This window comes from Xanthobacter pseudotagetidis (assembly GCF_043194795.2).
GTDB classification, from domain to species: domain Bacteria; phylum Pseudomonadota; class Alphaproteobacteria; order Rhizobiales; family Xanthobacteraceae; genus Xanthobacter; species Xanthobacter tagetidis_A.
Window position 1 is genome coordinate 1,231,849 of record NZ_CM195534.1, and the last position, 25,867, is coordinate 1,257,715.

The window sequence follows — 25,867 nt, forward strand, 5'->3', positions numbered from 1 at the left end:
CGCCCTATCAAGGCGACGAGGATATGCCCCAGTACCGTTCCCGCACGTCCACCCACGGCCGCAACATGGCCGGCGCCCGCGGCCTGTGGCGAGCGACCGGCATGAAGGACGGCGATTTCGGCAAGCCGATCATCGCCGTGGTGAATTCCTTCACCCAGTTCGTGCCGGGCCACGTGCACCTCAAGGACCTCGGCCAATTGGTGGCGCGCGAGATCGAGAAGGCGGGCGGCGTCGCCAAGGAGTTCAACACCATCGCGGTGGACGACGGCATCGCCATGGGCCACGACGGCATGCTCTATTCGCTGCCGTCGCGCGAGATCATCGCCGACAGCGTGGAATACATGGTCAACGCGCACTGCGCCGACGCCATGGTCTGCATCTCCAATTGCGACAAGATCACCCCCGGCATGCTGATGGCCGCCATGCGCCTCAACATCCCGGCCGTGTTCGTCTCCGGCGGGCCCATGGAGGCCGGCAAGGTGATCCTGTCCACCGGCGAGAAGAAGGTGGACCTGATCGACGCCATGATCGCGGCGGCGGACGAGAAGGTCTCCGACGCCGACGTGACGGTGATGGAGCGCTCCGCCTGCCCCACCTGCGGCTCGTGCTCGGGCATGTTCACCGCCAATTCCATGAACTGCCTCACCGAGGCGCTCGGCCTCGCGCTGCCCGGCAACGGCTCGGTGCTCGCCACCCATGCCGACCGCGAGCGCCTGTTCGTGGAGGCCGGCCACCTCGTCGTGGATATCGCGCGGCGCTACTACGAGCAGAACGACGAGAGCGTGCTGCCGCGCGCGGTGGCGACCTTCAAGGCGTTCGAGAACGCCATGACGCTCGACATCTCCATGGGCGGCTCCACCAACACCGTGCTGCACCTGCTCGCCGCCGCCAACGAGGGCGAGGTGCCGTTCACCATGGCCGACATCGACCGCCTCTCGCGCCGCGTGCCGGTGCTGTGCAAGGTCGCGCCCGCGGTCGCCAACATCCACATGGAGGATGTGCACCGCGCGGGCGGCATCATGGCCATTCTCGGCGAGCTCGATCGCGCCGGCCTGATCCACACCGACCTGCCGACGGTGCATTCGGCGACGCTTGCCGACGCGCTGGACCGGTGGGACGTGAAGCGCACCAAGAGCGAGAGCGTCGCCACCTTCTACCGCGCCGCCCCTGGCGGGGTGCCGACCCAGGTCGCCTTCAGCCAGTCGCGCCGCTGGGACGACCTCGACCTCGACCGCGAGAAGGGCGTGATCCGCGACCTCGCCCATGCCTATTCCAAGGATGGCGGCCTCGCGGTGCTCTACGGCAACATCGCCCTCGACGGCTGCATCGTGAAGACCGCGGGCGTGGACGAGAGCATCCTCGTCTTCCAGGGGCCGGCGCGCATCTTCGAGAGCCAGGACGCTGCGGTGGAGGCGATCCTCTCCACCCAGCGCATCCTGCCCGGCGACATCGTGCTGATCCGCTACGAGGGGCCGCGCGGCGGCCCGGGCATGCAGGAGATGCTCTATCCCACCTCCTACCTGAAGTCGAAGGGCCTCGGGAAGAAGTGCGCCCTGGTCACCGACGGGCGCTTCTCCGGCGGCTCCTCGGGCCTGTCCATCGGCCACGTCTCTCCGGAGGCGGCCGAGGGCGGGGCCATCGGCCTGGTGGAGGAGGGCGACATCATCGAGATCGACATCCCGAGCCGCACCATCCGCGTCGCGGTTTCCGACGAAGTGCTGGCCGAGCGCCGCGCGGCCATGGAGGCCAAGGGCGACGCCGCCTGGAAGCCGGAGAGCCGCAAGCGGGTGGTCTCCCAGGCGCTCCAGGCCTATGCGGCACTCACCACCTCGGCCGCGCGCGGCGCGGTGCGCGACGTGAAGGCGCTGCGCCGCTGAGCCTGCCGGCCAATCGGCCTCGCGGACGTTCGATCAGGCCCCCGCCGGCAAAGCGGGGGCCTTTTTCGTCGGCATGGTCGATGATGGGTTAACGGCCGCGCGCTCACCGGCAGGTGAGGCGGCCGTCGTCGTTGGCGATGTCGCGGCCGGCGCTGCACCAGCCGACGGCGGTGGTGGCGTCCACCCAGCGGCCGTTGCGGTCGCGGCAGCTCGCCTTGAGCCAGCCGGCCGTGACGCGGATGTCCTTGCAGCTCATCATGTAGGAGCCGCGGGGCGGAACCGGGTCGCCGCCGCCGCTGAACGGCCTGCGGCAGGTCAGCGCGCCGTTGTCGTTGGCGATATCGGTGCCCCGGTCGCACGAGGACAGGGCGATGACCGTCGGGCGCCAGCCGCCCCAGCGGTCCTGGCATTCGGCGTGCAGCCAGCCGCCGCCGACGCGCGCGTTGCGGCACGTGGCGGAATAGGAGCCGTAGGGCGGGCGGCCCTCCGGAAAGGCGGCGGAGGAGGCGCGGCAGTCGATGGTGCCGTTGTCGTTGACGATGTCGGCGCCGGGCCGGCATCCCATCAGCGTGGTGGCGGTGGGCCGCCAGCTGCCCACGCGATCCTGGCAGGTGGCCCTGAGCCAGCCGCCTTCCACGCGGATGTCGCGGCAGGTGGCCACGTAGGAGCCCGCGGGTGGCTGCTCGCCATAGCCGCCATAGCTGCCATAGGTTCCGGCATTGCCCGTCTGGCAGACAAGGGCACCGTCCAGGTTGGCGATGTCGGTGCCGGGCCCGCAGGACGCGGCGCGCAGCGAGGAGACCCGCCGGTCGCCGTAGGGCGTGCGGCAGGCGGCGGTAAGGATGCCGTTCTCGAACTGGATCTGCCCGCAGTTCTGCCGGTAGGACCCCGGGGGCGGAGGCGGAGAACCCACGATCTCCCGCATCACCTGCTCGGCCGAGGGACCGGCGGGCGACTGCGCCGGCGGCGGCTCCGGGGTCGGGCGATCGCACCACAGCCGGCCGCCGCGGTTGACGATCTCGCCAAGGCAGCTGGGGAAATCGTTCAGGCGCGTCACCACCCACGCGCCGGCGGCGTCGGGACAGAAGGCGGCGAGGTCGCGACCGAAGCGCACCTGCGCGTCGCGGCAGCTGTAGAGATAGCTGCCGGGGGGGACCTGGGCGCGCACGGCGCCGGCCGAAAGGCCCAGCGCCAGCACGGCGACGAAGAAGCTCGCGATCCGAGCACCCATGGTCATCTCCTTGCGTCGTCCACAAGCAGGTACCATCGGCGGAACGGTCACCGCAATGCATTCTTGGCGCGCACGGCGCTAGTTCCGGCACCGGGGCGCGCAAAGCGCATCCGGATGTGAGAAGGGGGCGCCGAGGCCCCCCCTTCCGGAATCACCAGTTGCAGACGAGGCGGCCGTTGATGTTGGCGATGTCGCGCGAACCCCGGCATTGGTTGAGGTTCACGTTGGCGCGTACCCAGGCGCCGTTCATCATCCGGCACTCCGCCCAGAGAGTTCCGGCCGGGCCGACCACAGCATTGCGGCACGAGCGCAGGTAGGAGCCGGGCGGCACCCGCACCGCCGGGCCAGGCGGCGGGCCGGGCCGGCGGTCGCAGCGCAGGTTGCCGTTGATGTTGGCGATGTCGCCCCAGCAGGAGCGGAAATCCGGCAGCCGGGTGAACTCGAACCGGCCCGGCTGGCGCGTCTCGCACACCGCGGAGAGATCGCGCCCTCCGGCCACCACGCGCACGTCGCGGCAGGAGCGCAGGTAGCTGCCGGGCGGCACGCCCTGCGCATTGGCCTCGGGCACAGCCCCGACGGCGAAGAGAAACAGGCCGAGCAGGCCGGCCCAGATGGCGCGCAATCGCATGAAGCCCCCCAAAATGACCAATTCTGACGCGCCGGGCTGCGACGCGTCAGACTTCGTATCCCAGGGCGCGGACGGCCGCCAGAATCGTTTGCGGGGGGTCGGACAGGGATGCCCGGACGTCGGCGGGTGTAGCGCCATCGACACAGGGGGCGCCCTCGGCTAAAAGCCCGAACCGCGCCAGCGCCGCGTTTCTGGAGGCCCGCCCGCTTATGACCATCCGCCTGCACCGGGGTGACCTGCCCGCGGATTTCGTTGCCGCTCCGGTGGTCGCCATCGACACCGAGACCATGGGTCTCAATCCGTTCCGCGACCGCCTGTGCGTGGTGCAGCTGTCCAATGGCGACGGCACCGCCGACGTGGTGCAGATTCCCAAGGGCGCGGGGCCGGACAGCGCGCCGAACCTCGCCCGCCTGCTGGCCGATCCGGCGGTGACGAAGCTGTTCCATTTTGCGCGCTTCGATATCGCCGCGCTGCAGCAGGCCTTCCGGGTGATGCCCCAGCCGGTGTGGTGCACCAAGATCGCCTCGCGCCTGGTGCGCACCTATACCGACCGCCACGGCCTCAAGGACCTGCTGCGCGAATTGCTCAACGTGGAGATCTCCAAGCAACAGCAGAGCTCGGACTGGGGCTCGGACGACCTCTCGGACGCCCAGCTCGCTTATGCCGCCTCGGACGTGCTCTATCTGCACCAGCTGAAGGCGAGGCTCGAGGAGATGCTGGCCCGCGAGGGGCGCGCCGGCCTCGCGGCGGCCTGCTTCGCCTTCCTGCCGGCGCGGGCGGCGCTCGATCTGTCGGGCTGGGGCGAGGAAGATATCTTCGCTCATTCCTGACGGAGCGTCATTTTTCCACCATGGCGTGCGTCGGCGCCGGACCGAGACTTGCGCGCCGCTGCCATTTCGGACAAGTTGCCGGCTGGGCGCGTGGGGCGACGCGTCGCTCAGCTGCGTGGGGCCGCGGCGGAATGGGGGCGGGCGACGGCCCGGGTCCCGGAACAGGGTCATGAACCGACACGTGCCGCCACACGAAATCCAACGGCGAGACGCCGCCAGCTTCGCACCGCGCGCTGCGCCCGACTTCAAGCGCGCCGCCCGGCACAGCACCCGTGTGCGCTGGTTCCGCCGCCTGCTACCCATCTCCCTCGGTGTGTCGCTTGCGGTGCTGACGGCGATTCCGTTCCTCTCCAGCCTCGACCTCAAGCTTGAGCTGCCGTTCGACATCGGCCACCTCTCCTTGTCCGGCACCCGCCTGACCATGGAGGAGCCCAAGCTCTCTGGCTTCACCGACGACCGGCGCGGCTACAGCGTCAATGCCCGGACCGCCGAGCAGGACCTCACCAAGCCGGACATCGTGGACCTGACCGACATCGAGGCGCGCATGGAGCTGGCCGACAAGGGCTGGACCACGGTGATCGCCAAGACCGGCACCATGAACGTCAAGACCCAGTTCATCACCCTGGGCGGTGGCGTCGACCTCGCCATGAAGGGTGGCTATGCCGGCAAGCTGAAGGACGCCGACGTGGACGTGAAGGCCGGCACCATCGTCACCCAGAAGCCGGTTGAGTTCACCTATCAGGAGGCGAAGCTGGTGGCGGACAGCCTCACGGTCACGGACCGCGGCGCCAAGGCGCTGTTCGTCGGCAACGTGCAGCTGGATTTCCTGCCCTCGGCCCTGTCCTCGGGGCAGAACGTCGCTCCGCCGGCCGCCGGCCAGGAGAAGCCGCAGCCGGCCAAGGGATCGCCGCCGGCTCCGGCGGTGGCGTCGGGGACGCACAAGCCGGCCGCGGTGGCCACGGCGCCGCCGCCGCCTGCCGCGACGCCGGCGTTGCCGGCCGGGGCGCTCGGGCCGGGGGCGGTGTCGTCCGCCTTCGCCCCGACCGAGACCGCGCTGCCGGCCCCGTTCTGGTCGCTGCCGGCATCCGTTGCCGCGGCCCCGCCCAACCTCTCGGCGGCCGGCGCGATGCCCGCTCTGCCGCCCCCCGCGCCCCTGCCGCCGCGCCGTCCCGTCGAGGCGCGATGATGGCAGGCCTCCTCATGGGACGCGCCACATGGGGCGCGCTCGCTCTCGCCGTGCTCCTCGCCGCTCCCGCCGCCGCCCAGCAGGGCAACGTGCCGAATGCGCTCCAGGGCTTCGCCAAGAACCGCGACCAGCCGGTGCGCATCAATGCCAACACCCTGGAGGTGCGGGACAAGGACAAGATCGCGGTGTTCTCCGGCAACGTGGTGGTGGTGCAGGGCGACACCACCATGAACACCAAGGATCTGTTCGTCTATTACGACGGCTCGGTGGGCGCCCCCCAGGAGGGCGCGCCCATGAAGCAGGGGCAGATCCGCAAGCTCGAGGCCAAGGGCGGCGTGGTGGTGAAGACCAAGGAGCAGACCGCCACCGGCGACAGCGGCGTGTTCGTGATGGCCGACAACACCGTGACGCTGGTGGGCAAGCCCGTGGTGCTGACCCAGGGGCCGAACGTGATCCGCGGCCAGAAGCTGGTGGTGGACCTCGTGACCGGGGTCTCCAAGTTCGAGGGTGGCCGCGTCGAAAGCCTGATCGTGCCCGGGTCCGTCAAGGAGAACCCTCCGGGCGGGGCAAAGCCCGGCGCGCCCCAGGGGGCCGGCCAGCAAGGCGGCCAAGCGCCGCGCCGCTGATCCGGCGGCCGCCGGGACGCAAGGCCGCATCCTGCGCGCGAGACGGGCGGCAGTTTCGTCACACTGGCGCAGAGGCAGGATTTGGACCAAACTGCGAAGGCTTTGCGACACGGCGCCCCGCGGCGGCGCTGCGAAAACCGCCTTTTGGGTCGCGAGCGCTTTCGTTAGAACGGTCGGCCCATTTTTTGCATCTGGAGTGCATTGCATCCCCGATGGCGAGCGGTTAAACCTTATCTCCGGGGGCGGGGGCCCGGAGGCAGCGTTGAACGTCCTATCGATCTTCGGCAGAGGTGGCGGCAAGCGCCGGACGAGCGCGATCAAGTCGCGCACTCCGGCGGACGACCATGCCGACCTCGCGGCGCTGGAGCAGGCGCTCTACGATGATGCCGCCGAGGATGGCGGTGCCGGCTATGACCCGCGCGCCCGGGAGCCCCGGTCCCCCGGCTCCCGCGCTCACGATCCCCGCGCCTATCAGGATCCGGGCTACCGCGAGCAGGACGACGGCTATCGCGGCTATGAAGGCCAGGACTACGACGATCAGGACTATGACGATCGGGGCGGCGACGACGCCTATGACTCGCGCTGGCAGGAGCCGCGGGAGGCGCCGCGCGCGCTGACCTACGCTTCCGGCCGGCGCGGCCCCGTCACCGATGCCGACATGCAGGACGCGCTGGCCGCGTACGGCCTCGCCAAGTCCTACGGCGGCCGGCAGGTGGTGCGCGACGTGTCGCTCAACGTGCGCCGCGGCGAGGCGGTGGGCCTGCTCGGCCCCAACGGCGCCGGCAAGACCACCTGCTTCTACATGGTCACCGGCCTCGTGAAGGCCGATGCCGGCCGGATCGAGCTCGACGGTCACGACGTGACCCCCATGCCCATGTACCGCCGCGCCCGGCTCGGCATCGGCTACCTGCCGCAGGAGGCCTCGATCTTCCGGGGCCTCACGGTGGAAGGCAACATCATGGGTGTGCTCGAAGTGACCGAGCCCGACCGCCGCAAGCGCGCCGACGAGATGGAGGCGCTGCTGGAGGAGTTCAAGATCACCCACGTGCGCAAGTCGCCGTCCATCGCCCTGTCGGGCGGCGAGCGGCGGCGCGTGGAGATCGCCCGCGCGCTGGCGAGCCGGCCCTCCTTCATGCTGCTGGACGAGCCCTTCGCCGGCATCGACCCGATCGCGGTGGGCGACATCCAGGCGCTGGTGCGCCACCTCACCTCGCGCGGCATCGGCGTGCTCATCACCGACCACAATGTGCGCGAGACGCTGGGCCTGATCGACCGCGCCTACATCATCCATTCCGGCACCGTGCTGATGGAGGGCGATCCGGAAGCCATCGTCTCCAGCCCCGACGTGCGCCGGCTCTATCTCGGCGAGGAGTTCCGCCTGTGAGGCGCCCGCCCGCCATCACCCCGACGCGGGAGGGCTCCGCATGGCGATGAGCCCGAAGCTGGAGTTCCGCCAGACCCAGTCGCTGGTGATGACGCCGCAGCTGATGCAGGCCATCAAGCTGCTGCAGCTCTCCAACATGGAGCTGGTGGCCTATGTGGAGGCGGAGCTGGAGCGCAACCCGCTGCTGGAGCGCCTGACCGAGAACGAAAGCCCGGCGCCGGCCGACGGCCAGGAGAGCGCCGAGGCGCGCGAGGCCCGCGAGGAGCTGGCCACCGCCGAGCGCGAGGCGCCCGCCTCCGGCGACTGGATGGAGCAGGGCCTGGAGCCCTCGCGCGCCGAGATGGAGACCCGGCTCGATACCGACCTCGGCAACGTGTTCCCGGACGACGCGCCCTCCGAACGCGCCCAGGCCGCGGCCTCGCCCGGCGCCTCCTCCAGCATCGACTGGGGCGGCGGCGGGGGCGGGGACCGCGGCGAGGACTACAACCCGGAAGCCTTCCTCACCTCCGAGGCCACGCTCGCCGACCATCTGGAGGCGCAGCTCTCGGTGGCGGAGGCGGACCCCGCCCGCAAGCTGATCGGCATCCACCTCATCGGCCTCATCGACGAGGCGGGCTACTTCACCGGCGACCTCGACCAGGTGGCCGGGCAGATGGGCGCCCGCCCCGCGGATGTGGAGGATGTGCTCAAGCTGATCCAGACCTTCGAGCCCACCGGCGTCGGCGCGCGCAACCTCGCTGAATGCCTCGCGATCCAGCTCAGGGAGCGCGACCGCTTCGATCCCGCCATGCAGGCGCTGGTGGCGAACCTGGAACTGCTCGCCCGCCATGACCGCAACGCGCTGAAGCGCATCTGCGGCGTGGATGCCGAGGACCTCGCCGACATGATCGGCGAGATTCGCCGCCTCGATCCCAAGCCCGGCCTCGCCTTCGGCGGTGGCGTGGTGCATCCGCTGATTCCGGACGTCTATGTGCGGCCGGGCGCGGACGGCGCCTGGATCGTGGAGCTCAACTCGGAGACCCTGCCGCGGGTTCTGGTGAACCAGTCCTACCACGCGGTGGTGGCGAAGGCGGCGAAGGCGCCGCACGAGAAGACCTTCCTCGCCGAGTGCCTGCAGAGCGCGAGCTGGCTCACGCGCTCGCTCGACCAGAGGGCGCAGACCATCCTCAAGGTGGCGAGCGAGATCGTGCGCCAGCAGGACGCCTTCCTGCTGCACGGCGTGCGCCACCTGCGCCCGCTCAACCTGCGCACGGTGGCCGACGCCATCGGCATGCATGAATCGACGGTCTCGCGCGTCACCTCCAACAAGTACATCGCGACTCCGCGCGGCGTGGTGGAGATGAAGTTCTTCTTCTCCTCCGCCATCTCGGCGGCTGGGGGCGGGGAGGCCCACTCGGCCGAGGCGGTGCGCCACCGCATCAAGGCGCTGATCGACACCGAGGGCGCGGACGACGTGCTTTCCGACGACACGCTGGTGCAGAAGCTGCGCGACGACGGCATCGACATCGCCCGCCGCACGGTGGCGAAGTATCGCGAAGGCATGAACATCCCCTCCTCGGTCCAGCGCCGCCGCGAGAAGCTGTCCTTGCGCGAGGTGGGCTGAGGGCAGAGGCGCCATCGCCGCTCTCTTCGCCCACTACCCCGCTGTGCCGGCGATACACCGCGCCTCCCGCTTTCCGGATCCCGCCATGACTGCCATCCGCCCCGTCATCGATCACATGTCGCTCACCTGCGCCGACCTTGCCCGCGCGGTGCGGTTCTACGATGCGGCGCTGGCGCCGCTGGGCCTGGTGCGGGTGGCGGACTACGACGAGGAGGAGGGCGCCTCGGCCTGCTGGGGGCCCCCGGGCACGCTTCCGGCACCGGAGGGCCTGCCGGGCGCGGCGCCGTTCTGGGTGCAGCATCGCGACGCGGCCTTCGCGCCCCCGCCGGGCACCCACGTCTGCTTCTGCGCGCCGGACCGGGCGGCGGTGCACGCCTTTCATGCGGCCGGGCTCGCCGCCGGCGGCACGGATTACGGCGCGCCGGGGCCGCGGCCCCATTACGGGCCCGGCTACTACGCCGCCTTCCTGGTGGACCCGGATGGCTGGCGCATCGAGGCGGTGACATACGGAAGCTGAGCGCCGGACCGCCAAGCTCACGCCGGCATCGCTACACGTGCGCGTGAGAACGACGGGAATTGCCCGCAATTGAGGCGGCCGGAGGCGTCCCGCGCGCTTCGCAGGGCCGGTCCGGCGGGGTTAGGCTAGAATTTCCGTTACAGGAGGATCTGCCGATGAAGCGCCTTGCCTTCGCTCTTTGCACCCTCGCCGTCGTCTCCGCCACCGCGCCCGCCTTCGCCGGCGGTTCGGGCTGCCCCGGCGCCCAGGACAAGAGCGCCCAGGCCGAGAGCACCCACAAGGGCAGCTGACCGCCCCGCCGGCCGGACCGAGCGGGCGAACGCCGCCGGCGGCTATCGCCCCGGCGCGCTTCGGGCTGGAACGCCCTCAAGCTCCCCGTTCTCTCCAGTGGAGGGAACGGGGAGCTCGCCAATCTAGATCCCGTCCCCGGCGTGCCCCGGAGGGCTGGGACGTGGTTTGGGCGGAGCGGCGCGCCTCAGGCCGCCTTGCGGCGCGAGGTGATGAGCTTCCTGTTCACCAGCACCTCGGCGATCTGCACGGCGTTCAGCGCCGCGCCCTTGCGCAGGTTGTCCGACACGCACCAGAAGGCGATGCCGTTGTCCACGGTCGGGTCGTCGCGCAGGCGCGAGATGTAGGTCGCGTCCTCGCCGGCCGCCTCGTGCGGGGTGGCGTAGCCGCCCGGCTCGCGGGTGTCGATGACGAGGATGCCGGGGGCCTCGCGCAGGATCTTGCGCGCGTCCTCGGCCGACAGCTCCTTCTCGAACTCCACGTTCACCGCCTCGGAATGGGAGATGAAGACCGGCACGCGGACGCAGGTGGCCGTGAGCTTGATCTTGGGGTCCAGGATCTTCTTGGTCTCGGCCACCATCTTCCACTCTTCCTTGGTGAAACCGTCGTCCATGAAGACGTCGATCTGCGGGATGAGGTTGAAGGCGATGCGCTTCGGGAACTTCTTCGGCTCCACCGGGTCGGAGACGAACACCGCGCGGGTCTGGGTGAACAGCTCGTCCATGGCGTCCTTGCCGGCGCCGGAGACGGACTGGTAGGTGGAGACCACCACGCGCCTGATGGTCGCCGCGTCGTGCAGCGGCTTCAGCGCCACCACCAGCTGCGCCGTGGAGCAGTTCGGGTTGGCGATGATGTTCTTCTTCGAAAAGCCGGTGATGGCGTCGGCGTTCACCTCGGGGACGATGAGGGGAACGTCCGGGTCCATGCGCCACTGCGAGGAATTGTCGATGACGACGCAGCCGGCGGCGCCGATCTTCGGCGACCACTCCTTCGACACGGCTCCGCCCGCCGACATCAGGCAGATGTCGGTGTCGGAGAAGTCGTAGGTCTCGAGATTCTTCACCTTCAGGGTTTTGTCGCCGTAGGAGACCTCGACGCCCTGCGACCGGCGCGAGGCGAGCGCGACTACCTCGTCCGCGGGGAAGCCCCGCTCGGCGAGGATCGACAGAATCTCCCGGCCCACGTTGCCCGTGGCGCCGACGACCGCGACCTTGTAACCCATGGTGTTCCTCGGAAAACTGCCCACGCCCCATTCATCCGGGGCCGGAGGATGCGCTTTTATGACGAAGCGCGCCCCGGCGCAACGCCGCGCGGCGCAAGGCTGGGGCGCCATTTGCGTGGGAGTGATTCGCAAGCCCCGCCGCAAGGGCCCCGCGGCCGGAGAGGGGCGAAGCGCCGCGCCCGGCTTCCCCAACGGCGGCCATGGGTCCCCGAACTGTTGCCGGCAGGCCACGGCAGGCCCGCCTCCGGCCGGGAACCGGCCTGCCAGTCGGACCGTTTCCTTGCCTGAAGGCCAAGCATGCCGTAACCAAGAGCCGACGGCCGTGCGCCGTTCTGGGAGGCTATCCATGCGTTTCGCGCCCGCTCTCACCCTCGCTGCCGTGCTCGCGGTCGCGTTTGCCGGCACGGCCGAGGCGCAGACGTCGTCGAAGAAGCGCACCCAGGTCACCATCGCCAAGCGCTCCTACCTGGATGCCGGCACCATGGTGAAGCCGGGCACCAAGTCCTACACGGACTATGCGCTGCCGCTGAACTACAACTTCCCGAACTACCAGGGCAGCGCGGTCGGGCCGGGCCCGATCACCGGCATGCGCTGGCCGCTGCCCGGTCCGTTCGACCTGCCGGGCTACTGAGCCCGCCCGTTCCCAAGCCGACCGGTACGGATGGCCGCGCCAGCATGGTGCGGCCATTTTGATTCGCGCCCGGGAAAGCGCGGTGCTTGGCGAAGGCGATGCGGCTCCTGCGGTAGGACGGTGCTCCCGCGCCACCCTGTTCCGACCGTCTGACCTTTCGGAATACCTCCCGGCCTGAACCGGGCGAGGGCGGCGCTTGACGCCGGTGGCGCCGGCTTGAGCACGGCTATAGCTTGTGTCCGGTCGGCCGGGAGGAGCCTATGGACGAGTTGGTCTGGCTGGTGCTGTTGGTGCTCGCCTTCCCGGTGATGGCGATCGTCGCGCTGGTGCTGTCGCTCAAGCATCGCGGGCGCATCCGCTCCCTGGAGGAGAAGGTCGCGCAGCTGGACCAGCGTCTCCAGGCCGCAGGACTGGGGCAAATCCCGCCATCGGAAGCCTTGGTCCCGCCTTCGCCGCCGGGGTCGCCGCTGGCCCGCTTCGACCCCCGGAACGCCGCGTCGGAGGCCGTTTCCGCACCCGGGGAGGCGGTCCCGCCGCCGCCGGACGGTCCCGGGACGACCGGAGCGCCGCCGCTGGTCCCCGCACAGGTGGCCGGCGAAGCGCCGCGGCCCACGGTCCCGGAGCCGGCCTGGATGCAGCCACGCCCGCCCACGGTCCCGCTCAGGGAGCGGTTCGCCGGCTTCGAGGAGCGCCTCGGCGCCCGCTGGGCGGTCTGGGTGGGCGGCATCGCGCTGGCGCTCGGCGGCGTGTTCCTGGTGCGCTACGCCGTGGAGCAGGATCTCATCGGCCCGCTGGCGCGGGTCGTCCTCGGCCTGCTGCTCGCCGCTCTGCTGCTGGGCGCGGGCGAATGGCTGCGCCGGGTCGACCGCAAGGACGGCTTCGCCGGCCTGCCGGCCGCCCATGTGCCGAGCGTGCTCACCGCCGCCGGCACCATGACCGCCTTCGGCAGCCTCTATGCCGCCTACGAGCTCTACCACCTGATCGCGCCCGGCGCGGCGTTCGTGCTGCTGGCGCTCACCGGCATCGCCACGGTGTTCGCGGCGCTGCTGCACGGGCCGGCGCTGGCGGTGCTCGGCTTTGCCGGCGCGGCGGCGACGCCGCTGCTGGTCACCTCCAGCGACCCCAACGCCTATGGCGTCGCCATCCTGATCATCGCCGTGGGGGCGAGCGCGCTCGCGGTGGCGCGCCTGAAGCGCTGGCGCCTGCTGGCGCTGCTCGCCGTCGCCGGCATGGCGGGATGGGGCCTCGCCTTGCTCGCCTTCGAGGTGCCGCAGGCGACGCCCGCGAGCGGGCTCATCGGCCTCGTGCTGCTGGCGCTGACCGCCGCGCTGCTCACGCCCGGCCACCTGTGGGGACCGCCGCCCGGCCGCCGGCCGGACCTGGTGTCGAGCCTCGGCGCGGCGGGCGCGGTGCTGGTGGCGCTGGCGGCGGCGGTCCATGGCGGCGTCGCCTTCGGCCCGCTGGCGGCGTACGTCGCCGCCGCGCTCGGGGCGCTGGCGCTGGCCTGGCGCGCGCCGGCGGCGACCCTGGCGGCGCTCGCGGTGGCGCTCACCGCGCCGGTGATCCTCGGCGTCTGGGATTTCCCGCCCGACCCCGGCTCGGCGGTGGCGCCGGCGGGGCCGGTGGCGGGCTCCGTGCCCGGCCCGTCGCATCTGCCGCTCGGCCACTTCATCGCCTTCGGCTTCGCGCTCGCGGGCGTGCAGCTGGCGCTCGGCCTCCTCGGCGCGCGCCGCGCGGGGCGCGCCTTCGCCAGCATCGGCTGGGCCGGGGCGTCGAGCCTCGGCGCGGTGCTGCTGCTGGTGGCGGCCTACGAGCGGCTGACCGACTTCGAGAAGAGCGTGCCGTTCGCGGCGCTCGGCCTCCTGCTCGCGCTCGTCCTCGCCTTCTGGGCCGAGAGCGCCCAGCGCGCCCGGCCGAGCGGGGCGCCCGCCGCCGCCTTCGCCGCCGGAAGCGTGGTCAGCCTCGCGCTGGCGCTCGCCTTCGCGCTGGAGAAGGGATGGCTCACCGTCGGCCTCGCCCTCGCCGCGCTCGCGGTGGCCTGGGTCGCGACCAAGCGGACGCTGCCGGGCCTGCGCCAGCTCTCGGCCGGGCTCGGCCTGCTGGTGGCGGCGCACGTGGGCGCCGACCCCACCATCGCCGGAGACCAGCTCGGCACCACGCCGATCTTCAACTGGCTGCTGTGGGGCTACGGCGTGCCTGCCGCCGCCTTCGCCGCGAGCGCGCACCTGCTGGGGCGCACCGCCGACGACTGGCCGCGCCGGGTGCACGAGGGGCTCGCGCTCCTGTTCGCGGTGCTGCTGGCGGCGCTGGAGGTGTTCCACCTCGCCCATCCGGATCAGATCCTCGCCGAGCGCTCGGGCCTGTTCGAGACCGGGCTGCTCGCGAGCATCTACGGCGCCTATGCGGTGGGCCTGCTGTGGCTCGCCGAGGTGCGGGCGCGGCCGCTCTACGGCCTGTTCGCGCGCCTCGTCGGTGCCCTCGCGGCGCTGTTCGCGGTGGGCACCCTGATCGGCCCCAATCCGTTCGCGACCAAGGCGAGCGTCGGCGGCCCGGTGTTCAACGACCTGCTGACCGCCTATGCGCTGCCGGCGATCCTGGCGCTGCTGTTCGCGGCGCGGGTGCCGGCAAGCGAGCGGCCGACGCGGCTCATCGCGCGCGGCCTCGCGGTGGTGCTGGGGCTCGCCTACGTCACCTTCGAGGTGAGCCGGCTGTTCCAGGGGCCGGTGCTCGATCCGGCCGCCATCTCGTCCGCCGAGTGGTACGCCTACTCCGCCGCCTGGCTCGGCTTCGGCATCCTGCTGCTCGCCCTCGGCCTGTGGCGCAGGTCGCGCACGCTGCGCCTCGCCTCGGCGGCGGTGATGGTGGTGACGGTGCTGAAGGTGTTCCTGTCCGACATGTCGGACCTGGAAGGGGCGCTGCGCGCCTTCTCCTTCATCGGCCTCGGCCTGGTGCTGGTGGCCATGGGCTGGCTCTACCAGCGCCTGCTCGCCCGCGATGCCGGCGCGCGCAAGGCGCCTCCGCCCGCCCCATGAGGGAGCGGACGGCGTTCGCCGGTCGATGCGATGCCGAGATCAGGCGTAGGCGCGCTTGCCGAGGCCCGGGATCAGCGCCGAGGGCTTGAGGGCGAAGGCGCCCTCGCCGGACAGGGCGATGGTGAGCGAGGCCACCACGAGGAAGGCGGGATACTCCCAGCCGCCGCCGGCGGCGGAGAAGATCCAGCCGTTGGGGATGTGGACCAGCATGGCGCCGAGCATCACCGGGATCAGCAGCACCGCCACCGGACGGGCATAGATGCCGGCGAGGATCAGCAGCCCGCCGATCAGCTCGGCGCCGATGGTCGGCAGCGCCAGCGCGGCCGGGAAGCCCTTGCTGGCGAGGAAGCCGGAGAAGCCGGCGACGGTGAACACGAACACCTTCAGCAGCGCGTGGGAGACCCACATCAGGCCGAGCGCGGCGCGCAGGAGGAAGAGGCCGTAGGGGGCAGTGCGAGTGTCGATCATGGAGGTCATCTCCGGTTGAAGTGACGGAGATGTAGCGCTTTCCCTCATGCAATTCGATCAGTATAAATGAATGAATCGATTTGCATGGATGCAATGCGATGATTCCCTGGGACGACTTCCGGCTGGTGCAGGCCATCGCCGAGACCGGCTCGCTCGCCGGTGCGGCGGAGCAGCTCTCGGTGAACCATTCCACCGTGTTCCGCCGCCTCGGGGCGCTGGAGAGCCAGCTCGGCGCGCGCCTGTTCGAGCGCTCGCGCGCGGGCTACGTGCCGACCCCGACCGGCGAGGAGATGGTGCGGCTCGCCGAGCGCATGGCGGAGGAGGTGAACGCCGTCGAGCGCCGCATCACGGGGCAGGACCTGCGGCCCTCGGGCGAGCTGCGTGTCACCACCAACGACACCCTGCTGGTGCACCTGCTCACGCCGATCCTGGCCTCGTTCCGCAAGGCCTATCCGGAGATCCGCCTCGACATCGTGGTGGCGAACCCCTCGCTGAACCTGTCGAAGCGCGATGCCGACGTGGCGATCCGCGCCAGCGACCGGCCGGGGGACACGCTGGTGGGCCGGCGCATCGCCTCCATCGCCTGGGCGGTCTACGGTCGTCCGGGCGACTGCACGGGCGGACTCGAGGCGCAGGACTTCCGGCGCCACGACTGGCTCGGCTTCGGCGATCCGCTCAACGGCATCAAGGCCGTCAAGTGGCTGCGCGAGCGGGTGGGCGAGGAGAAGATCGTCTACCGTGTCAACACCGTGCTCGGGCTGGCGGAGGCGGTGGCGGCGGGCATCGGCCTCGGCTTGCTGCCGTGCATGATCGCCGAGCGCGCGCGGGGCCTCGTGCGCGTGCTGCCGCCGCAGCCGGAGCTGGAGGCGGGGCTGTGGCTGCTGACCCATCCGGACATCAAGGCCACGGCGCGGGTGCGCGCCTTCATGGACCACGCCGCGCGCGAGCTCGGCAAGCTGAAGCCGCTGATCGAGGGGCACGGCGAGGGCGGCGGCGCGAAGGCGGCGGATCCGGCGGCCTGAAGTCCGGCTTGTGGCCAAGTCCGGCTTGTGGCCAAGTCCGGCTTGTGGCCAAGTCCGGCTTGTCCCGAAGGGCCGGGCGATCCGCGCGCGGGCGCTCAGTCGTCGGACGCCTCCGCGCTGCCCTTCGACTTGCGGCGGGAGGCGATCTGCGGGCGCGACGTGCCGCCCGCGCCCACGAACTCGCACCACATGGTGCCGATGCCGGCAAGGGAGCCGCGGAACGAGCTCGGCCCGGTGCGCACCACGTCGAAGCAGGGCTCGAAGCTCATGCCCTTGACGAAGCCGCAGACCGCCTCGCCACGCACGCGCAGGGTGTTGGGCGGCAGGCGCACGAAGCGCGCCGGCTTCTGGCCGAGCGAGATGGTGCCGGCCACCGATCCGTCGGCATAGATGCGCCCGGAGCCGGACGTGCCCTCGAAGCAGGTGAAGGAGAAGGCACGGCCGACCACGAAGGTGCGCGCTTCGTCGGCGCTCAGCTGCTGCGCTCCCGCCGGCACGGCGGCCAGCGGCCCCGCACAGGCGAGCGCGACGATCGCGAGAATGATCCTGCGCATGTCGATCGCAAAGTCCTGAACGTTTGAGGAACACGATGCACCCGCCAGGGCGCACCTTGTCAAGCGCCGCGGCCCCGCGCAGCCGGAAACGCGGGCCGCGCGGGGTCGATTTGTGCCTGGGTGTGCCCCGAAGGACTCAGGCCGGCTGCGGTGCCGGCCGGTGCACCGGCGCCTCGCGGATCGGCAGGTTGATGGCGGCGGAGGCGAAGGAAAGCGCCACCGAGAGCCACCAGACCACCGCGTACGAGCCGCTCGATTCGTAAAGCTCGCCACCCAGCATCACGCCGATGAAGCCACCGACCTGGTGCGAAAAGAAGGCGAAGCCGTAGAGCATGGCCATGTAGCGGGTGCCGAACATCAGCATCACCAGCCCGGAGGTGGGCGGCACGGTGGAGAGCCAGAGCAGTCCGAACACGGCGCCGAACAGGTAGCAGCTCAGCGGCGTGGTGGGCACCAGCATGAACACGATGATGGCCAGGCCCCGGCCGGCGTAGATCGCCGCCAGCAGCCACTTGCGCGAGAAGCGGCCCGACAGGTAGCCGGCCGTGAGCGAGCCGACGATGTTGAACAGGCCGATCAGCGCCAGCGTGTAGGCGCCGACGCTGAGCGTCATGCCCTGGTCCACCAGGTAGGCCGGCATGTGCACCGTGACGAAGGCGAGCTGGAAGCCGCAGGTGAAGAAGCCGAGCACCAGCATCACGTAGCTCGGGTGGCGGAACGCCTCGGCGAGGGCGCCGGAGATGGATTGCGGCGCCGGCGCGGCGCTGACCGCCGCCGGCGCGGGCTTGGCGTTGCCGCGGGTGGCGAGCGCCACCGCCACCGGCAGGGTGAGCAGCATGGAGAAGCCGAACAGGATCAGCGTCTCCTGCCAGCCGACCGTGTCCATCAGCCCGCGCGCCAGCGGCGGGAACAGGAACTGGCCGAACGAGCCGGCCGCCGTGGCGAGGCCGAAGCCGAGCGACTTCAGATGGTCCGGCAGCAGCTTGCCGAACGCCGCCAGCACCAGGTTGAACGAGCAGGCGGACAGGCCGAAGCCCACCAGCACGCCGGCGCTCAGGTGCAGCACCAGCGGCGTCTGCGCATAGGCCATGAGCACGAGGCCGGCGCCGTAGAGCAGCGCCCCCGCCCACAGCACCCGCACGGTGCCGAAGCGGTCGGCCACGGCGCCGGCGAAGGGCGAGCCGACGCCCCACAGGAGGTTCTGGATCGCCACCGACACCGCGAACACGTCGCGGCCCCAGCCGAACTCCTGCGTCATGGGCAGCAGGAACAGGCCGAACACGGAGCGCGGCCCGAACGTGATCATGCCGATCAGGCCGCCGGCGGCGATGATGACGAACGCCGGCAGCGCCAGGCTGCGGCGGGGCGGGGAGGGGGCGGCCGGGGAGGCGGGAAGGGACGACATGAGGGGCTCGCAGACGCCCTTGGCGGGCGTTCGTCGCGCCGCGCCCGCGCCGGACCCCGCGGACGGGGGACAGGAGCCTGGGTTCGCCGCGACCGGGACGGGGCCCTCCGCTCCGGGCGCGAAGCCGCGGGCGCGGGAGGGCATTTCGCCGCCACGATACTGCGGGCCTGCACTTGATAGAAATCAATAATAATCAAGCGATCCATGATCGATGTTCATGGATCGTCCAAAGGGAGGGAAGGCCCGCTGGGCCGCGGGCCTTCCGGAGCGGGCGCCGCTCAGCCGCGGCGGGGACCGCCGTAGGGGCCGCCGTGGTGCATGCCCATGCCCTTGAAGTTCTGGCGCAGCAGAACGTTCAGGCGCTGCTTCTGGGCCTCGTCCAGGGCGTTGTAGAGCGGCTGGGAGGCGTCGGCGACCTTGCGCAGGTCGGCGGCGGCGGCGTCCATGCGGGTGGCGGCGTTGCGCATGCGGGTGATGGGGTCCGGCCGCGCGCCGTCGTCGGCCTTGCGGGCCTCGCGCGCCTGCTCCATGCGGGCGGCGCGGTCCTTGGCGACGTCGCGCAGCGTGGTCTCCACCTGCGGCCAGAGCTTCTCCTGGTCCGGGGTGAGCTTGAGGCCCGCCTTCAGGCCGGCGATGCGGGCGTCGGTGAGGGCGGCGAAGTCGGCCGCGCTCGGCTGCCAGCGCTCGCCCCGGCCGGGTCCGGGGCCGGTGTTGGCGGCGTAGGTGGCGGCGGAGCCGGCGATCAGGGCGGCGGCCGTGGCGGCGATGAGGGCTTTCTTCATGGTCTCAACCTCCTTAAGGGATGAGGTGAGGATTGCGCGCCCTCGCCGTCACCTCAACTTAAACTTCCGTAATGAGGCTCGGTTACAATTCGTTACTGAACGTGACGATAGAATTCGCGGGCCGCAAAGGCGTCACGACTTCGCCGTATCTTTGAATGTCCGTTCACCTTCTTGCCGCGCCGGGCCTCAGCCCAGGATCACCCGGCGCTGCCGCTCGGCCACGATTGCCTCGCCCGGCGCGTAGCCGCGCGCCTCCATCTCGCAGCGCCAGGCGCCGGGGCCGCCGGAGATGCGGTAGAGGTTGTAGCGCCCGGCGCCACGGTCGTCGTCCGGGCCGGCGGAGGCGGAGGGCACGCCCACCACCGGGATCGGGCCGGCGGCCGAGGCGATGGCGCCGAGCGAGGCGCGGTGGTCGTGGCCGTGCATCACCAGCTCGGCGCCCGCCGCCCCGATCGCCTGCCGCACCGCCTCGGCGTCGCGCAGGTCGCGGTGGAACGCCCGCTCGCCCACCGGCGGATGATGGATCATCACGGCGCGGAACAGCCCCTCCTCGCCGAGCCGCCGCAGCAGGGCTTCGAGGCGCGCGCGCTGGCGCCGGCCCACTTCGCCGCTGGCGAGGAACATCGCGGTGGGAACCGCCGTGGAGACGCCGACGATCGCCACCGGCCCGCGCCGGCGCACATAGGGGAAGGCCTCCACGTCCACGGGCGTGTGCGGGTGGGTGTCGTCGCCGGCCAGGAACGGCGCCCAGTGCTCCAGGTGGTAGTGCATGGCCGAGCGCACATAGGCGTCGTGGTTGCCGGGCACGACGCTCACCTGGTCCGCCGGGCCGAGCGCGGTGAGGAAGGCGGCGCCGGTGTCGAACTCCGCCGGCAGGCTCACGTTCACGAGGTCGCCGGTGACGCAGATATGGTCGGGCGCCTGCGCGAGGAGATCGTCCATCAGCGGGCGCAGCGTCGCCGCGCCGAAATTGCGCCGCCGCGCGCCGATCCAGTTCATCATGCCGAAGAAGCGCTTGCCGAGCAGCTCGGACAGCCGCGCCTCCGGGATCGGGCCGAGATGGGGATCGGACAGGTGGGCGATCACGAACATGGCTGGCCTCGGCTGGGGTCGGCGCCTTCCCTTTAGGCGATCATGGCGGAGGGGGAAACCTCCGGGGCGCCTTGAGGCGGACGCACTCGCCCGCTAATCGGGAGGCATGGCCGACGCATACTCCTCCTCCTCGCTGCTGCGCCGCGCGCGCGATCTGCTCCCGAACAGCTGGCGGGGCGACCTGCCGGTGGTGCCGGTGGTGCGCCTCTCGGGCGCCATCGGCATGAACTCCCCGTTCAGCCAGAGCCTCACCCTCGCCGGGGTGGCGAAGGCGCTGGACAAGGCGTTCGCGATCAAGAAGGCGCCGGCGGTGGCGCTGCTCATCAACTCGCCCGGCGGGGCGCCGGTGCAGTCGCACCTGATCTTCAAGCGCATCCGCGCGCTGGCGGAGGAGAAGGACAAGCACGTCTTCGCCTTCGTCGAGGACGTGGCGGCCTCGGGCGGCTACATGATCGCCTGCGCGGCGGACGAGATCTTCGCCGATCCCTGCTCCATCGTCGGCTCCATCGGCGTGGTCACGGCGGGCTTCGGCTTCAACGAGGCGATCGCGCGCCTGGGCATCGAGCGGCGCGTCTACACGGCGGGCGAGAAGAAGGTGATGCTCGATCCCTTCCGGCCCGAGCGCCCCGAGGACGTGGAGCGGCTCGACGCGCTCCTGAAGGAGCTGCACGTGGTGTTCGCCGACCTCGTGCGCGCGCGCCGCGGCGAGGCGCTCCACGCGGGCGACGAGGCGCTGTTCTCCGGCGAGTTCTGGCTCGCCACCCAGGCCGCGGGCCTCGGCCTCGTGGACGGGCTCGGCGACGTGCGCGCGATCCTGAAGGCGCGCTACGGCGAGGACGTGCGCCTGCCGCTGATCCAGCCGCCCGGCCCGTTCTTCCGGCGCCGCCCCGGCGGCTTCGGCGCCGCGGCGGCCCACGGCGCGCTGGCGGCGCTGGAGGAGCGCATGCTCTGGGGCCGCTTCGGGCTCTGAGAACCCGTTTGCGGAGTCAGGCGGACAGCGCCCTCGGGGCTGCCGTCATGCCCGGGCTTGACCCGGGCATCCACGTCCAGCCGCTGGCGCCGACGTACGAAAGCGTGTCCCAGTCGCAACGCGTGGATGGCCGGGTCAAACCCGGCCATGACGGCGCTTTCCGGACCGTGCCGTCCGGCACGGGGCGTCGATCCGGCCGCGTTCCCTAGCCCTTCAGCAGCTGGCGGGCGATGTCGGCCTTGAGGGCCGGCAGCAGCTCGGCCTCGAAGAAGGGATTGCGCTTCAGCCAGCCGGTGTTGCGCCAGGAGGGGTGCGGCAGGGGGTAGACCATGGTGTGCCCGCCGGCGGCCGCGGCCGCGCGCACCACGCGCCAGTTGGCGACCGTCTCGGTCAGGCCCCGGCCGATCAGGTGGTCGAGGCCGAGCCGCCTGAGGTGATAGGCCTGCGCCGGCCGCCCCACCGCCAGCACCAGGGCGAAGTCCGGCAGGGCGGAAAACAGCGCATCGTGCCAGGCGGCAACGCATTCACGCCGGGGCGGCAGGTCCGCGCCCTTGGCGTCCTGTCCCGGAAAGCAGAAGCCCATGGGGGCGATGGCGATGCGGGCGACGTCGTAGAAGGTGTCGCCGCTCACGCCCATCCAGGCCCGCAGCCGGTCGCCCGAGGCATCGGTGAAGGGCAGGCCGGACAGGTGCACCCTGGTGCCCGGCGCCTGGCTCGCCACCAGGATGCGGGCGGTGGACGACACCCGCAGCACCGGCCGCGGCGCATGGGGCAAAGGCGCGCCGCGCGGCGCCTCGACGCACAGCCGGCAGGCGCGGATGCGCGCCACCAGCGCGTCGAGGGTGGCGTCAGAGGTCGAGTTCGAGGCCATCCTCCGCCACGCTGAAATGCGCGCCGTCCACCTCCGCGCGCCGCGCCCACATGGCGTCGCCCATGTGGGTGAGCAGGATGCGCCGGGCGCCGAGATCGGCGCGCCGCCCGGCGATGGTGCGGTAGGCGAGATGGCCCACCGGCGAGCCCTCGAACATGTAGCTCTCGCAGATGAAGAGGTCGGCGTCCCTGGCGATGGGCAGCAGCGCCTCGGTCCATTCCGTGTCGCCGGAGAAGGCCAGCGTGCGCGTGCCGTCGGTCAGCCTGAGCGCGGTCGAGGGCGCGCCGGAGGGGTGGATCACCTCGGTCGTGGTGAGGGTGAACGGGCCGTGCGTGGTGGTCGAGCCCGGCTCAACTTCCGCCACCTCCCAGGCGAAGCGCCAGGCATTGGCGCCCATGCGCGGGAACAGCGCCTCCATGGTGGTCTCGAGGCGCGCGCGGGTGCCCGGCGGGCCGACGATGGCGAGCGGCTTCGTGCGCCGGTGCACGAACTGCCCGTCCAGCAGCAGGAAGGGCAGGCCGCCGAAATGGTCGCCGTGCAGGTGGCTGAGGAAGACGATGTCGATCGCCGCCGGATCGAGCCCGAGCCGGTTGAACGCCACCGGCGCGCTGGCGCCGAAGTCCAGCGTCACCGTGAGCCCCGCCGCCTCGACGAGATAGCAGGAGTTGCTGCGTCCGCCGGAGCCGAACGCATCCCCGCAGCCGACCACTTTCAGGTGCATCGCAAGTCAGGCCTTCGCGCTCGGGCGCTCGGAGACGACGCTCTTCCAGCGCAGGAGGTGGCTGAAGGAGGCCGGCACCTCGACGCGGATCACCCGCATGAAATCGAGCGCCACCATGGCGGTGATGTCCGCCACCGTGAAGCGGTCGCCGGCGATGTAGGCGCGGTCCGCCAGCTCGACATTCAGGAATTCGAGATAGGCCATCACCTTGGGCCGGTTGGCCTCGCCCCATTCGGGCACCTGCGGCACCTCCACCTGGGCCATGCCGGGGTTGGTGTGGCGCAGCACGAACATGATCGGGTAGAGCAGCTCCAGCTCCACCCGGCGCTGCCACATCTCCACCAGGCCCTGCTCCACCGGCGTCTTGCCGAACAGGTTGGGCTCCGGCTTCAGCGCCTCGAAATAACGGCAGATGGCCATGGTCTCGCAGATCACCGTGCCGTCGTCGAGCACCAGGGCCGGCACCCGCTGGCGCGGATTGATGCGCGTGAAGTCGGCGCCCTTCTGCTCGAGCTTGCCGAGGTCCACCGGCACCAGCTCCACCTCGATGCCCTTCTCCGCCAGGAAGATGCGCACCCGGCGCGGATTGGGGGCGCGTCCCGAATCGTAGAGCTTCATGGCGTCGGCCTTTCCTCTTGCCGTGTTGTTGGCAACGCACAAAACACGCCGCCGGGGCGGACGCAAGGCATGCCGGCGGCGCTCCGCCATGCGTTCGTGGGGGAGCGGTAGATGCGTAGATGACGGGCGGCGGCCTCGCCGGTCAGCCGCGCGGCGCGCTTTGGCGCGCCAGCCACTCGGGGAAGGAGGCGCCGGCATAGCCCTTCTGCGCCACGTAGCGGAACATGGCGGAAAATTCCGGCGGCGCCAGCAGGCCCGGCATGCGCGCCACCTCCTTCACCTTGCCGTCCACCTCGGCGAAGAACTGGAAGGTGGGCGTGGCGCGGATGCCCTCGCGGGTGCCGAGCGCCTTCTCGGAGAGGCGGGCGCCGTCGAAGAAGGTCACCTCGCGGGCGCCGAACAGGTCGAGATGGACGATGTCGAAGGCGGCCTTGATGGGCCCCTCGATGGCGGCGTCGGCGAAATACTCGGTGTGCAAGCGCTTGCAGAGCGGGCAGCCGCGCTGGCTCCACTGGAGGGCGAAGCCGTGCCCCTTGGCGGCGGCGGCGGCGAGGTCCTCCTTGAGGTCCAGGAAGCCTTCCACATACCAGTCCTGGGTATAGAGCCCGTCGTCGCCGAGCCGCGTCGCCGCCTGCGCCGGCCGCGCGCCGAGGCCCGCCCCGGCCAGCCCGGCGGCGCCGAGCACGCCGGCGACGAGCGCGCGGCGCGAGGGTCCGGATATCGCGTGACGTTTCGCTCCCATGGCGTCCTCCTCCTTGTTCCCGTCAGCCGATGGCGCCGAAGGCCGGCACCCGGTCGAGCAGCCACTGCGCCACGTCGGGCATGAGCCCGGTGACGAAGATCAGCCCCGTGATCACCAAGAGGGCGCCCGAAACCTTCTCGATCAGCCCCATGCGCTTCTTCACCGCCGCCGCCCAAGCGAGGAACGGGCCGGCGAACATGGCGGCGAGCAGGAACGGGATGCCGATGCCCGCCGCATAGACCGCGAGCAGCAGCGCCCCGCGCCCGAGCGAGGCCTCGGCGCCGGCGACGATGAGGATGGCGGCCAGCACCGGCCCGACGCAGGGCGACCAGCCGAAGCCGAAGGCGAGGCCGATGACATAGGCGCCGACGAGCCCGGCCGGCTTCTCGCGCACCTCCAGCTTCGCCTGCCGGTAGAGGAACGGGATGCGCAGGAGGCCCAGCATGTGCAGGCCGAAAACGATCAGCAGCGCCCCCGAGGCGATGGTGAGCGGCCCGGCATAGCGCATCAGCGCCTGGCCGAGGGTCGAGGCGGTGGCGCCGAGCAGGATGAAGACGGTGGAGAAGCCCAGAACGAAGGCGAAGGCGGCGGCGACCACGGGCCGGCTCGCCGGCCGCGCTTTCCCGCCGGCGGGCGCGGCCTCGGCGGCGCCGGCCAGGAAGCCGAGATAGGCCGGCACCAGCGGCAGCACGCAGGGCGAGGCGAAGGACAGGAGCCCGGCGACGAACGCGCCGGGCAGGCTCACATCAAGCGACATCGCGCTCCCCCTCGTGCGCCGTCCGGATGACGGTCCGGACCGGTCGGCCCACGCGTTTTCCACTCCCGCGGTCGGGCGACGACCCGGCCGCGCCGTTTCGTCCCGGACGGATTTGATCCGCCTCAATTCGGGGTCCGGCGTTCGGTGGAAAAAGATATTCGAATGCGATAATATGTAAAGCCGAACCCGGCCCTGAGCGGCACACGACGGAGTGGCCCGACCATGCCCAGCCTGCGCTTGCGCGTCACGGCCCTTGCCGGCGCCCTTCTGGCGTCGCTCGCCGTGTCCGGTCCCGGACGGGCGGCGGAGCTGGTGATGTTCGAGCGGCCGGGCTGCGCCTATTGCCAGCTGTTCGACGCCGAGGTCGCGCCGATCTACGACCGCACCGAGGAAGGCCAGCGGGCGCCGCTGCGGCGCGCCACCATGCCCGGGGGCCTCGGCGCGCTGTTCGGCGGGCAGCCGGGCGGCGTCGCGCTGGCGGCGCCGGTGCGCTATGCGCCGACCTTCGTGCTGGTGGACGGCGGCCGCGAGGTGGGGCGCATCACCGGATACATGTCGCAGGACGCGTTCTGGGGGCTGCTCGGCGCGATGACGCGCGACCTGCCGGCCAGGGCGCTTCCCGCCACGGCGAGCAACTGAAGCGGACCAAGAAGGGAGTGGGCCGACATCGGCGACGTGCACAGTTTGCGGGCTGCGGCGAATTTTTCACCTCAATGGTTCGACCTCGGCGATTCCCGCCACTAAGATGCACCGCACACACAGCCGCTGGCGCCGCCGCGCGCCGGCGGGTCGCCGACTGAGAGGTCTGGA

Annotated in this window: 26 protein-coding genes; 13 read left to right on the forward strand and 13 right to left on the reverse strand. The window is 71.4% G+C overall.

The window, feature by feature from the left end; all coding sequences use genetic code 11:
- The first annotated feature begins 23 nt into the window (after positions 1-23).
- Positions 24-1,877, forward strand: a complete 1,854-nt coding sequence (gene ilvD, locus V5F67_RS05700; protein WP_394018335.1) for a dihydroxy-acid dehydratase — start codon at positions 24-26, stop codon at positions 1,875-1,877.
- Positions 1,878-1,980: 103 nt separating this feature from the next.
- On the opposite strand, the gene V5F67_RS05705 is transcribed toward ilvD, so the two are convergent.
- Both V5F67_RS05705 and V5F67_RS05710 read right to left on the reverse strand, forming a co-directional pair.
- Positions 1,981-3,108: a CVNH domain-containing protein gene (locus V5F67_RS05705; RefSeq protein WP_394018333.1), complete on the reverse strand. Its 1,128-nt coding sequence runs from the start codon at positions 3,106-3,108 to the stop codon at positions 1,981-1,983.
- A gap of 151 nt (positions 3,109-3,259) precedes the next feature.
- Positions 3,260-3,736 carry a CVNH domain-containing protein gene (locus tag V5F67_RS05710; protein WP_394018331.1) on the reverse strand — a complete coding sequence of 159 codons (477 nt, stop codon included), beginning with the start codon at positions 3,734-3,736 and terminating at the stop codon, positions 3,260-3,262.
- A gap of 209 nt (positions 3,737-3,945) precedes the next feature.
- Between V5F67_RS05710 and V5F67_RS05715 the strand changes: the two genes are divergently transcribed.
- The 7 genes from V5F67_RS05715 (at position 3,946) to V5F67_RS05745 (ending at position 10,172) form a co-directional block, all read left to right on the forward strand.
- On the forward strand, positions 3,946-4,566 hold the full coding sequence (locus V5F67_RS05715) for a ribonuclease D (protein WP_394018329.1): 621 nt from the start codon (positions 3,946-3,948) through the stop codon (positions 4,564-4,566).
- A gap of 169 nt (positions 4,567-4,735) precedes the next feature.
- The gene (locus V5F67_RS05720; protein WP_394018327.1) at positions 4,736-5,752 is read left to right on the forward strand and encodes a hypothetical protein; all 1,017 of its coding nucleotides are present in this window, start codon (positions 4,736-4,738) and stop codon (positions 5,750-5,752) included.
- Between the two features lie 14 nt (positions 5,753-5,766).
- Positions 5,767-6,378, forward strand: a complete 612-nt coding sequence (locus V5F67_RS05725) for an LptA/OstA family protein (protein WP_394018325.1) — start codon at positions 5,767-5,769, stop codon at positions 6,376-6,378.
- 262 nt (positions 6,379-6,640) lie between these two features.
- Entirely contained in the window at positions 6,641-7,762 is a 1,122-nt protein-coding gene (lptB, locus tag V5F67_RS05730; protein ID WP_394018323.1) for an LPS export ABC transporter ATP-binding protein, read from the forward strand.
- A gap of 40 nt (positions 7,763-7,802) precedes the next feature.
- A complete protein-coding gene (gene rpoN / locus V5F67_RS05735; RefSeq protein ID WP_394018321.1) occupies positions 7,803-9,365 on the forward strand; it encodes an RNA polymerase factor sigma-54 in 1,563 nt (520 codons plus the stop codon).
- Between the two features lie 85 nt (positions 9,366-9,450).
- A complete protein-coding gene (locus V5F67_RS05740; protein WP_394018319.1) occupies positions 9,451-9,882 on the forward strand; it encodes a VOC family protein in 432 nt (143 codons plus the stop codon).
- A 155-nt stretch (positions 9,883-10,037) separates the two neighbouring features.
- A complete protein-coding gene (locus V5F67_RS05745; RefSeq protein WP_394018317.1) occupies positions 10,038-10,172 on the forward strand; it encodes a hypothetical protein in 135 nt (44 codons plus the stop codon).
- Positions 10,173-10,357: 185 nt separating this feature from the next.
- Here the strand turns inward: V5F67_RS05745 and V5F67_RS05750 are convergent, their stop codons facing one another.
- Positions 10,358-11,392 (reverse strand): aspartate-semialdehyde dehydrogenase, encoded by a 1,035-nt coding sequence (locus tag V5F67_RS05750; RefSeq protein ID WP_394018315.1) that lies wholly within the window; start codon positions 11,390-11,392, stop codon positions 10,358-10,360.
- Between the two features lie 346 nt (positions 11,393-11,738).
- On the opposite strand from V5F67_RS05750, the gene V5F67_RS05755 reads away from it, so the two are divergent.
- Positions 11,739-12,023 (forward strand): hypothetical protein, encoded by a 285-nt coding sequence (locus V5F67_RS05755; RefSeq protein ID WP_394018313.1) that lies wholly within the window; start codon positions 11,739-11,741, stop codon positions 12,021-12,023.
- Positions 12,024-12,283: 260 nt separating this feature from the next.
- Positions 12,284-15,055, forward strand: coding sequence for a DUF2339 domain-containing protein (locus V5F67_RS05760; protein WP_394018311.1), 2,772 nt, complete (start codon positions 12,284-12,286; stop codon positions 15,053-15,055).
- A gap of 39 nt (positions 15,056-15,094) precedes the next feature.
- Here the strand turns inward: V5F67_RS05760 and V5F67_RS05765 are convergent, their stop codons facing one another.
- Positions 15,095-15,523: a DoxX family protein gene (locus tag V5F67_RS05765; RefSeq protein WP_394018309.1), complete on the reverse strand. Its 429-nt coding sequence runs from the start codon at positions 15,521-15,523 to the stop codon at positions 15,095-15,097.
- A 98-nt stretch (positions 15,524-15,621) separates the two neighbouring features.
- On the opposite strand from V5F67_RS05765, the gene V5F67_RS05770 reads away from it, so the two are divergent.
- On the forward strand, positions 15,622-16,545 hold the full coding sequence (locus V5F67_RS05770) for a LysR family transcriptional regulator (protein WP_394018307.1): 924 nt from the start codon (positions 15,622-15,624) through the stop codon (positions 16,543-16,545).
- A 95-nt stretch (positions 16,546-16,640) separates the two neighbouring features.
- On the opposite strand, the gene V5F67_RS05775 is transcribed toward V5F67_RS05770, so the two are convergent.
- From V5F67_RS05775 to V5F67_RS05790, 4 genes are all read right to left on the reverse strand, one after another.
- The gene (locus V5F67_RS05775) at positions 16,641-17,099 is read right to left on the reverse strand and encodes a hypothetical protein (RefSeq protein WP_394018305.1); all 459 of its coding nucleotides are present in this window, start codon (positions 17,097-17,099) and stop codon (positions 16,641-16,643) included.
- A gap of 136 nt (positions 17,100-17,235) precedes the next feature.
- Positions 17,236-18,504 (reverse strand): MFS transporter, encoded by a 1,269-nt coding sequence (locus V5F67_RS05780; protein WP_394018303.1) that lies wholly within the window; start codon positions 18,502-18,504, stop codon positions 17,236-17,238.
- 278 nt (positions 18,505-18,782) lie between these two features.
- Positions 18,783-19,286: a Spy/CpxP family protein refolding chaperone gene (locus V5F67_RS05785; protein WP_394018301.1), complete on the reverse strand. Its 504-nt coding sequence runs from the start codon at positions 19,284-19,286 to the stop codon at positions 18,783-18,785.
- Positions 19,287-19,472: 186 nt separating this feature from the next.
- A complete protein-coding gene (locus V5F67_RS05790) occupies positions 19,473-20,378 on the reverse strand; it encodes a metallophosphoesterase family protein (RefSeq protein WP_394018299.1) in 906 nt (301 codons plus the stop codon).
- A 106-nt stretch (positions 20,379-20,484) separates the two neighbouring features.
- On the opposite strand from V5F67_RS05790, the gene V5F67_RS05795 reads away from it, so the two are divergent.
- Positions 20,485-21,348 carry a S49 family peptidase gene (locus V5F67_RS05795; protein WP_394018297.1) on the forward strand — a complete coding sequence of 288 codons (864 nt, stop codon included), beginning with the start codon at positions 20,485-20,487 and terminating at the stop codon, positions 21,346-21,348.
- A gap of 205 nt (positions 21,349-21,553) precedes the next feature.
- On the opposite strand, the gene V5F67_RS05800 is transcribed toward V5F67_RS05795, so the two are convergent.
- The 5 genes from V5F67_RS05800 to V5F67_RS05820 all read right to left on the reverse strand — a co-directional run bounded on the left by V5F67_RS05800 (position 21,554) and on the right by V5F67_RS05820 (position 25,057).
- On the reverse strand, positions 21,554-22,219 hold the full coding sequence (locus V5F67_RS05800; protein ID WP_394018295.1) for a uracil-DNA glycosylase family protein: 666 nt from the start codon (positions 22,217-22,219) through the stop codon (positions 21,554-21,556).
- Positions 22,197-22,940 carry an MBL fold metallo-hydrolase gene (locus tag V5F67_RS05805; protein WP_394018293.1) on the reverse strand — a complete coding sequence of 248 codons (744 nt, stop codon included), beginning with the start codon at positions 22,938-22,940 and terminating at the stop codon, positions 22,197-22,199. Before V5F67_RS05805 ends, V5F67_RS05800 begins: the two co-directional genes overlap by 23 nt.
- 6 nt (positions 22,941-22,946) lie before the next feature.
- Positions 22,947-23,558: a glutathione S-transferase family protein gene (locus V5F67_RS05810; RefSeq protein ID WP_394018291.1), complete on the reverse strand. Its 612-nt coding sequence runs from the start codon at positions 23,556-23,558 to the stop codon at positions 22,947-22,949.
- Positions 23,559-23,700: 142 nt separating this feature from the next.
- A complete protein-coding gene (locus V5F67_RS05815; protein WP_394018289.1) occupies positions 23,701-24,300 on the reverse strand; it encodes a SoxW family protein in 600 nt (199 codons plus the stop codon).
- A 22-nt stretch (positions 24,301-24,322) separates the two neighbouring features.
- A complete protein-coding gene (locus tag V5F67_RS05820) occupies positions 24,323-25,057 on the reverse strand; it encodes a cytochrome c biogenesis CcdA family protein (protein WP_394018287.1) in 735 nt (244 codons plus the stop codon).
- A gap of 222 nt (positions 25,058-25,279) precedes the next feature.
- On the opposite strand from V5F67_RS05820, the gene V5F67_RS05825 reads away from it, so the two are divergent.
- The gene (locus V5F67_RS05825) at positions 25,280-25,696 is read left to right on the forward strand and encodes a thioredoxin family protein (RefSeq protein WP_394018285.1); all 417 of its coding nucleotides are present in this window, start codon (positions 25,280-25,282) and stop codon (positions 25,694-25,696) included.
- Positions 25,697-25,867 lie beyond the last annotated feature (171 nt).

Coding starts and splice junctions, on each gene's coding strand:
- ilvD (WP_394018335.1), top strand. CDS start 24: ATGCCCCAGTACCGTTCCCGCACGTCCACCCACGGCCGCAACATGGCC.
- V5F67_RS05705 (WP_394018333.1), bottom strand. CDS start 3,108: ATGGGTGCTCGGATCGCGAGCTTCTTCGTCGCCGTGCTGGCGCTGGGC.
- V5F67_RS05710 (WP_394018331.1), bottom strand. CDS start 3,736: ATGCGATTGCGCGCCATCTGGGCCGGCCTGCTCGGCCTGTTTCTCTTC.
- V5F67_RS05715 (WP_394018329.1), top strand. CDS start 3,946: ATGACCATCCGCCTGCACCGGGGTGACCTGCCCGCGGATTTCGTTGCC.
- V5F67_RS05720 (WP_394018327.1), top strand. CDS start 4,736: ATGAACCGACACGTGCCGCCACACGAAATCCAACGGCGAGACGCCGCC.
- V5F67_RS05725 (WP_394018325.1), top strand. CDS start 5,767: ATGGGACGCGCCACATGGGGCGCGCTCGCTCTCGCCGTGCTCCTCGCC.
- rpoN (WP_394018321.1), top strand. CDS start 7,803: ATGGCGATGAGCCCGAAGCTGGAGTTCCGCCAGACCCAGTCGCTGGTG.
- V5F67_RS05740 (WP_394018319.1), top strand. CDS start 9,451: ATGACTGCCATCCGCCCCGTCATCGATCACATGTCGCTCACCTGCGCC.
- V5F67_RS05745 (WP_394018317.1), top strand. CDS start 10,038: ATGAAGCGCCTTGCCTTCGCTCTTTGCACCCTCGCCGTCGTCTCCGCC.
- V5F67_RS05750 (WP_394018315.1), bottom strand. CDS start 11,392: ATGGGTTACAAGGTCGCGGTCGTCGGCGCCACGGGCAACGTGGGCCGG.
- V5F67_RS05755 (WP_394018313.1), top strand. CDS start 11,739: ATGCGTTTCGCGCCCGCTCTCACCCTCGCTGCCGTGCTCGCGGTCGCG.
- V5F67_RS05760 (WP_394018311.1), top strand. CDS start 12,284: ATGGACGAGTTGGTCTGGCTGGTGCTGTTGGTGCTCGCCTTCCCGGTG.
- V5F67_RS05765 (WP_394018309.1), bottom strand. CDS start 15,523: ATGATCGACACTCGCACTGCCCCCTACGGCCTCTTCCTCCTGCGCGCC.
- V5F67_RS05770 (WP_394018307.1), top strand. CDS start 15,622: ATGATTCCCTGGGACGACTTCCGGCTGGTGCAGGCCATCGCCGAGACC.
- V5F67_RS05775 (WP_394018305.1), bottom strand. CDS start 17,099: ATGCGCAGGATCATTCTCGCGATCGTCGCGCTCGCCTGTGCGGGGCCG.
- V5F67_RS05780 (WP_394018303.1), bottom strand. CDS start 18,504: ATGTCGTCCCTTCCCGCCTCCCCGGCCGCCCCCTCCCCGCCCCGCCGC.
- V5F67_RS05785 (WP_394018301.1), bottom strand. CDS start 19,286: ATGAAGAAAGCCCTCATCGCCGCCACGGCCGCCGCCCTGATCGCCGGC.
- V5F67_RS05790 (WP_394018299.1), bottom strand. CDS start 20,378: ATGTTCGTGATCGCCCACCTGTCCGATCCCCATCTCGGCCCGATCCCG.
- V5F67_RS05795 (WP_394018297.1), top strand. CDS start 20,485: ATGGCCGACGCATACTCCTCCTCCTCGCTGCTGCGCCGCGCGCGCGAT.
- V5F67_RS05800 (WP_394018295.1), bottom strand. CDS start 22,219: ATGGCCTCGAACTCGACCTCTGACGCCACCCTCGACGCGCTGGTGGCG.
- V5F67_RS05805 (WP_394018293.1), bottom strand. CDS start 22,940: ATGCACCTGAAAGTGGTCGGCTGCGGGGATGCGTTCGGCTCCGGCGGA.
- V5F67_RS05810 (WP_394018291.1), bottom strand. CDS start 23,558: ATGAAGCTCTACGATTCGGGACGCGCCCCCAATCCGCGCCGGGTGCGC.
- V5F67_RS05815 (WP_394018289.1), bottom strand. CDS start 24,300: ATGGGAGCGAAACGTCACGCGATATCCGGACCCTCGCGCCGCGCGCTC.
- V5F67_RS05820 (WP_394018287.1), bottom strand. CDS start 25,057: ATGTCGCTTGATGTGAGCCTGCCCGGCGCGTTCGTCGCCGGGCTCCTG.
- V5F67_RS05825 (WP_394018285.1), top strand. CDS start 25,280: ATGCCCAGCCTGCGCTTGCGCGTCACGGCCCTTGCCGGCGCCCTTCTG.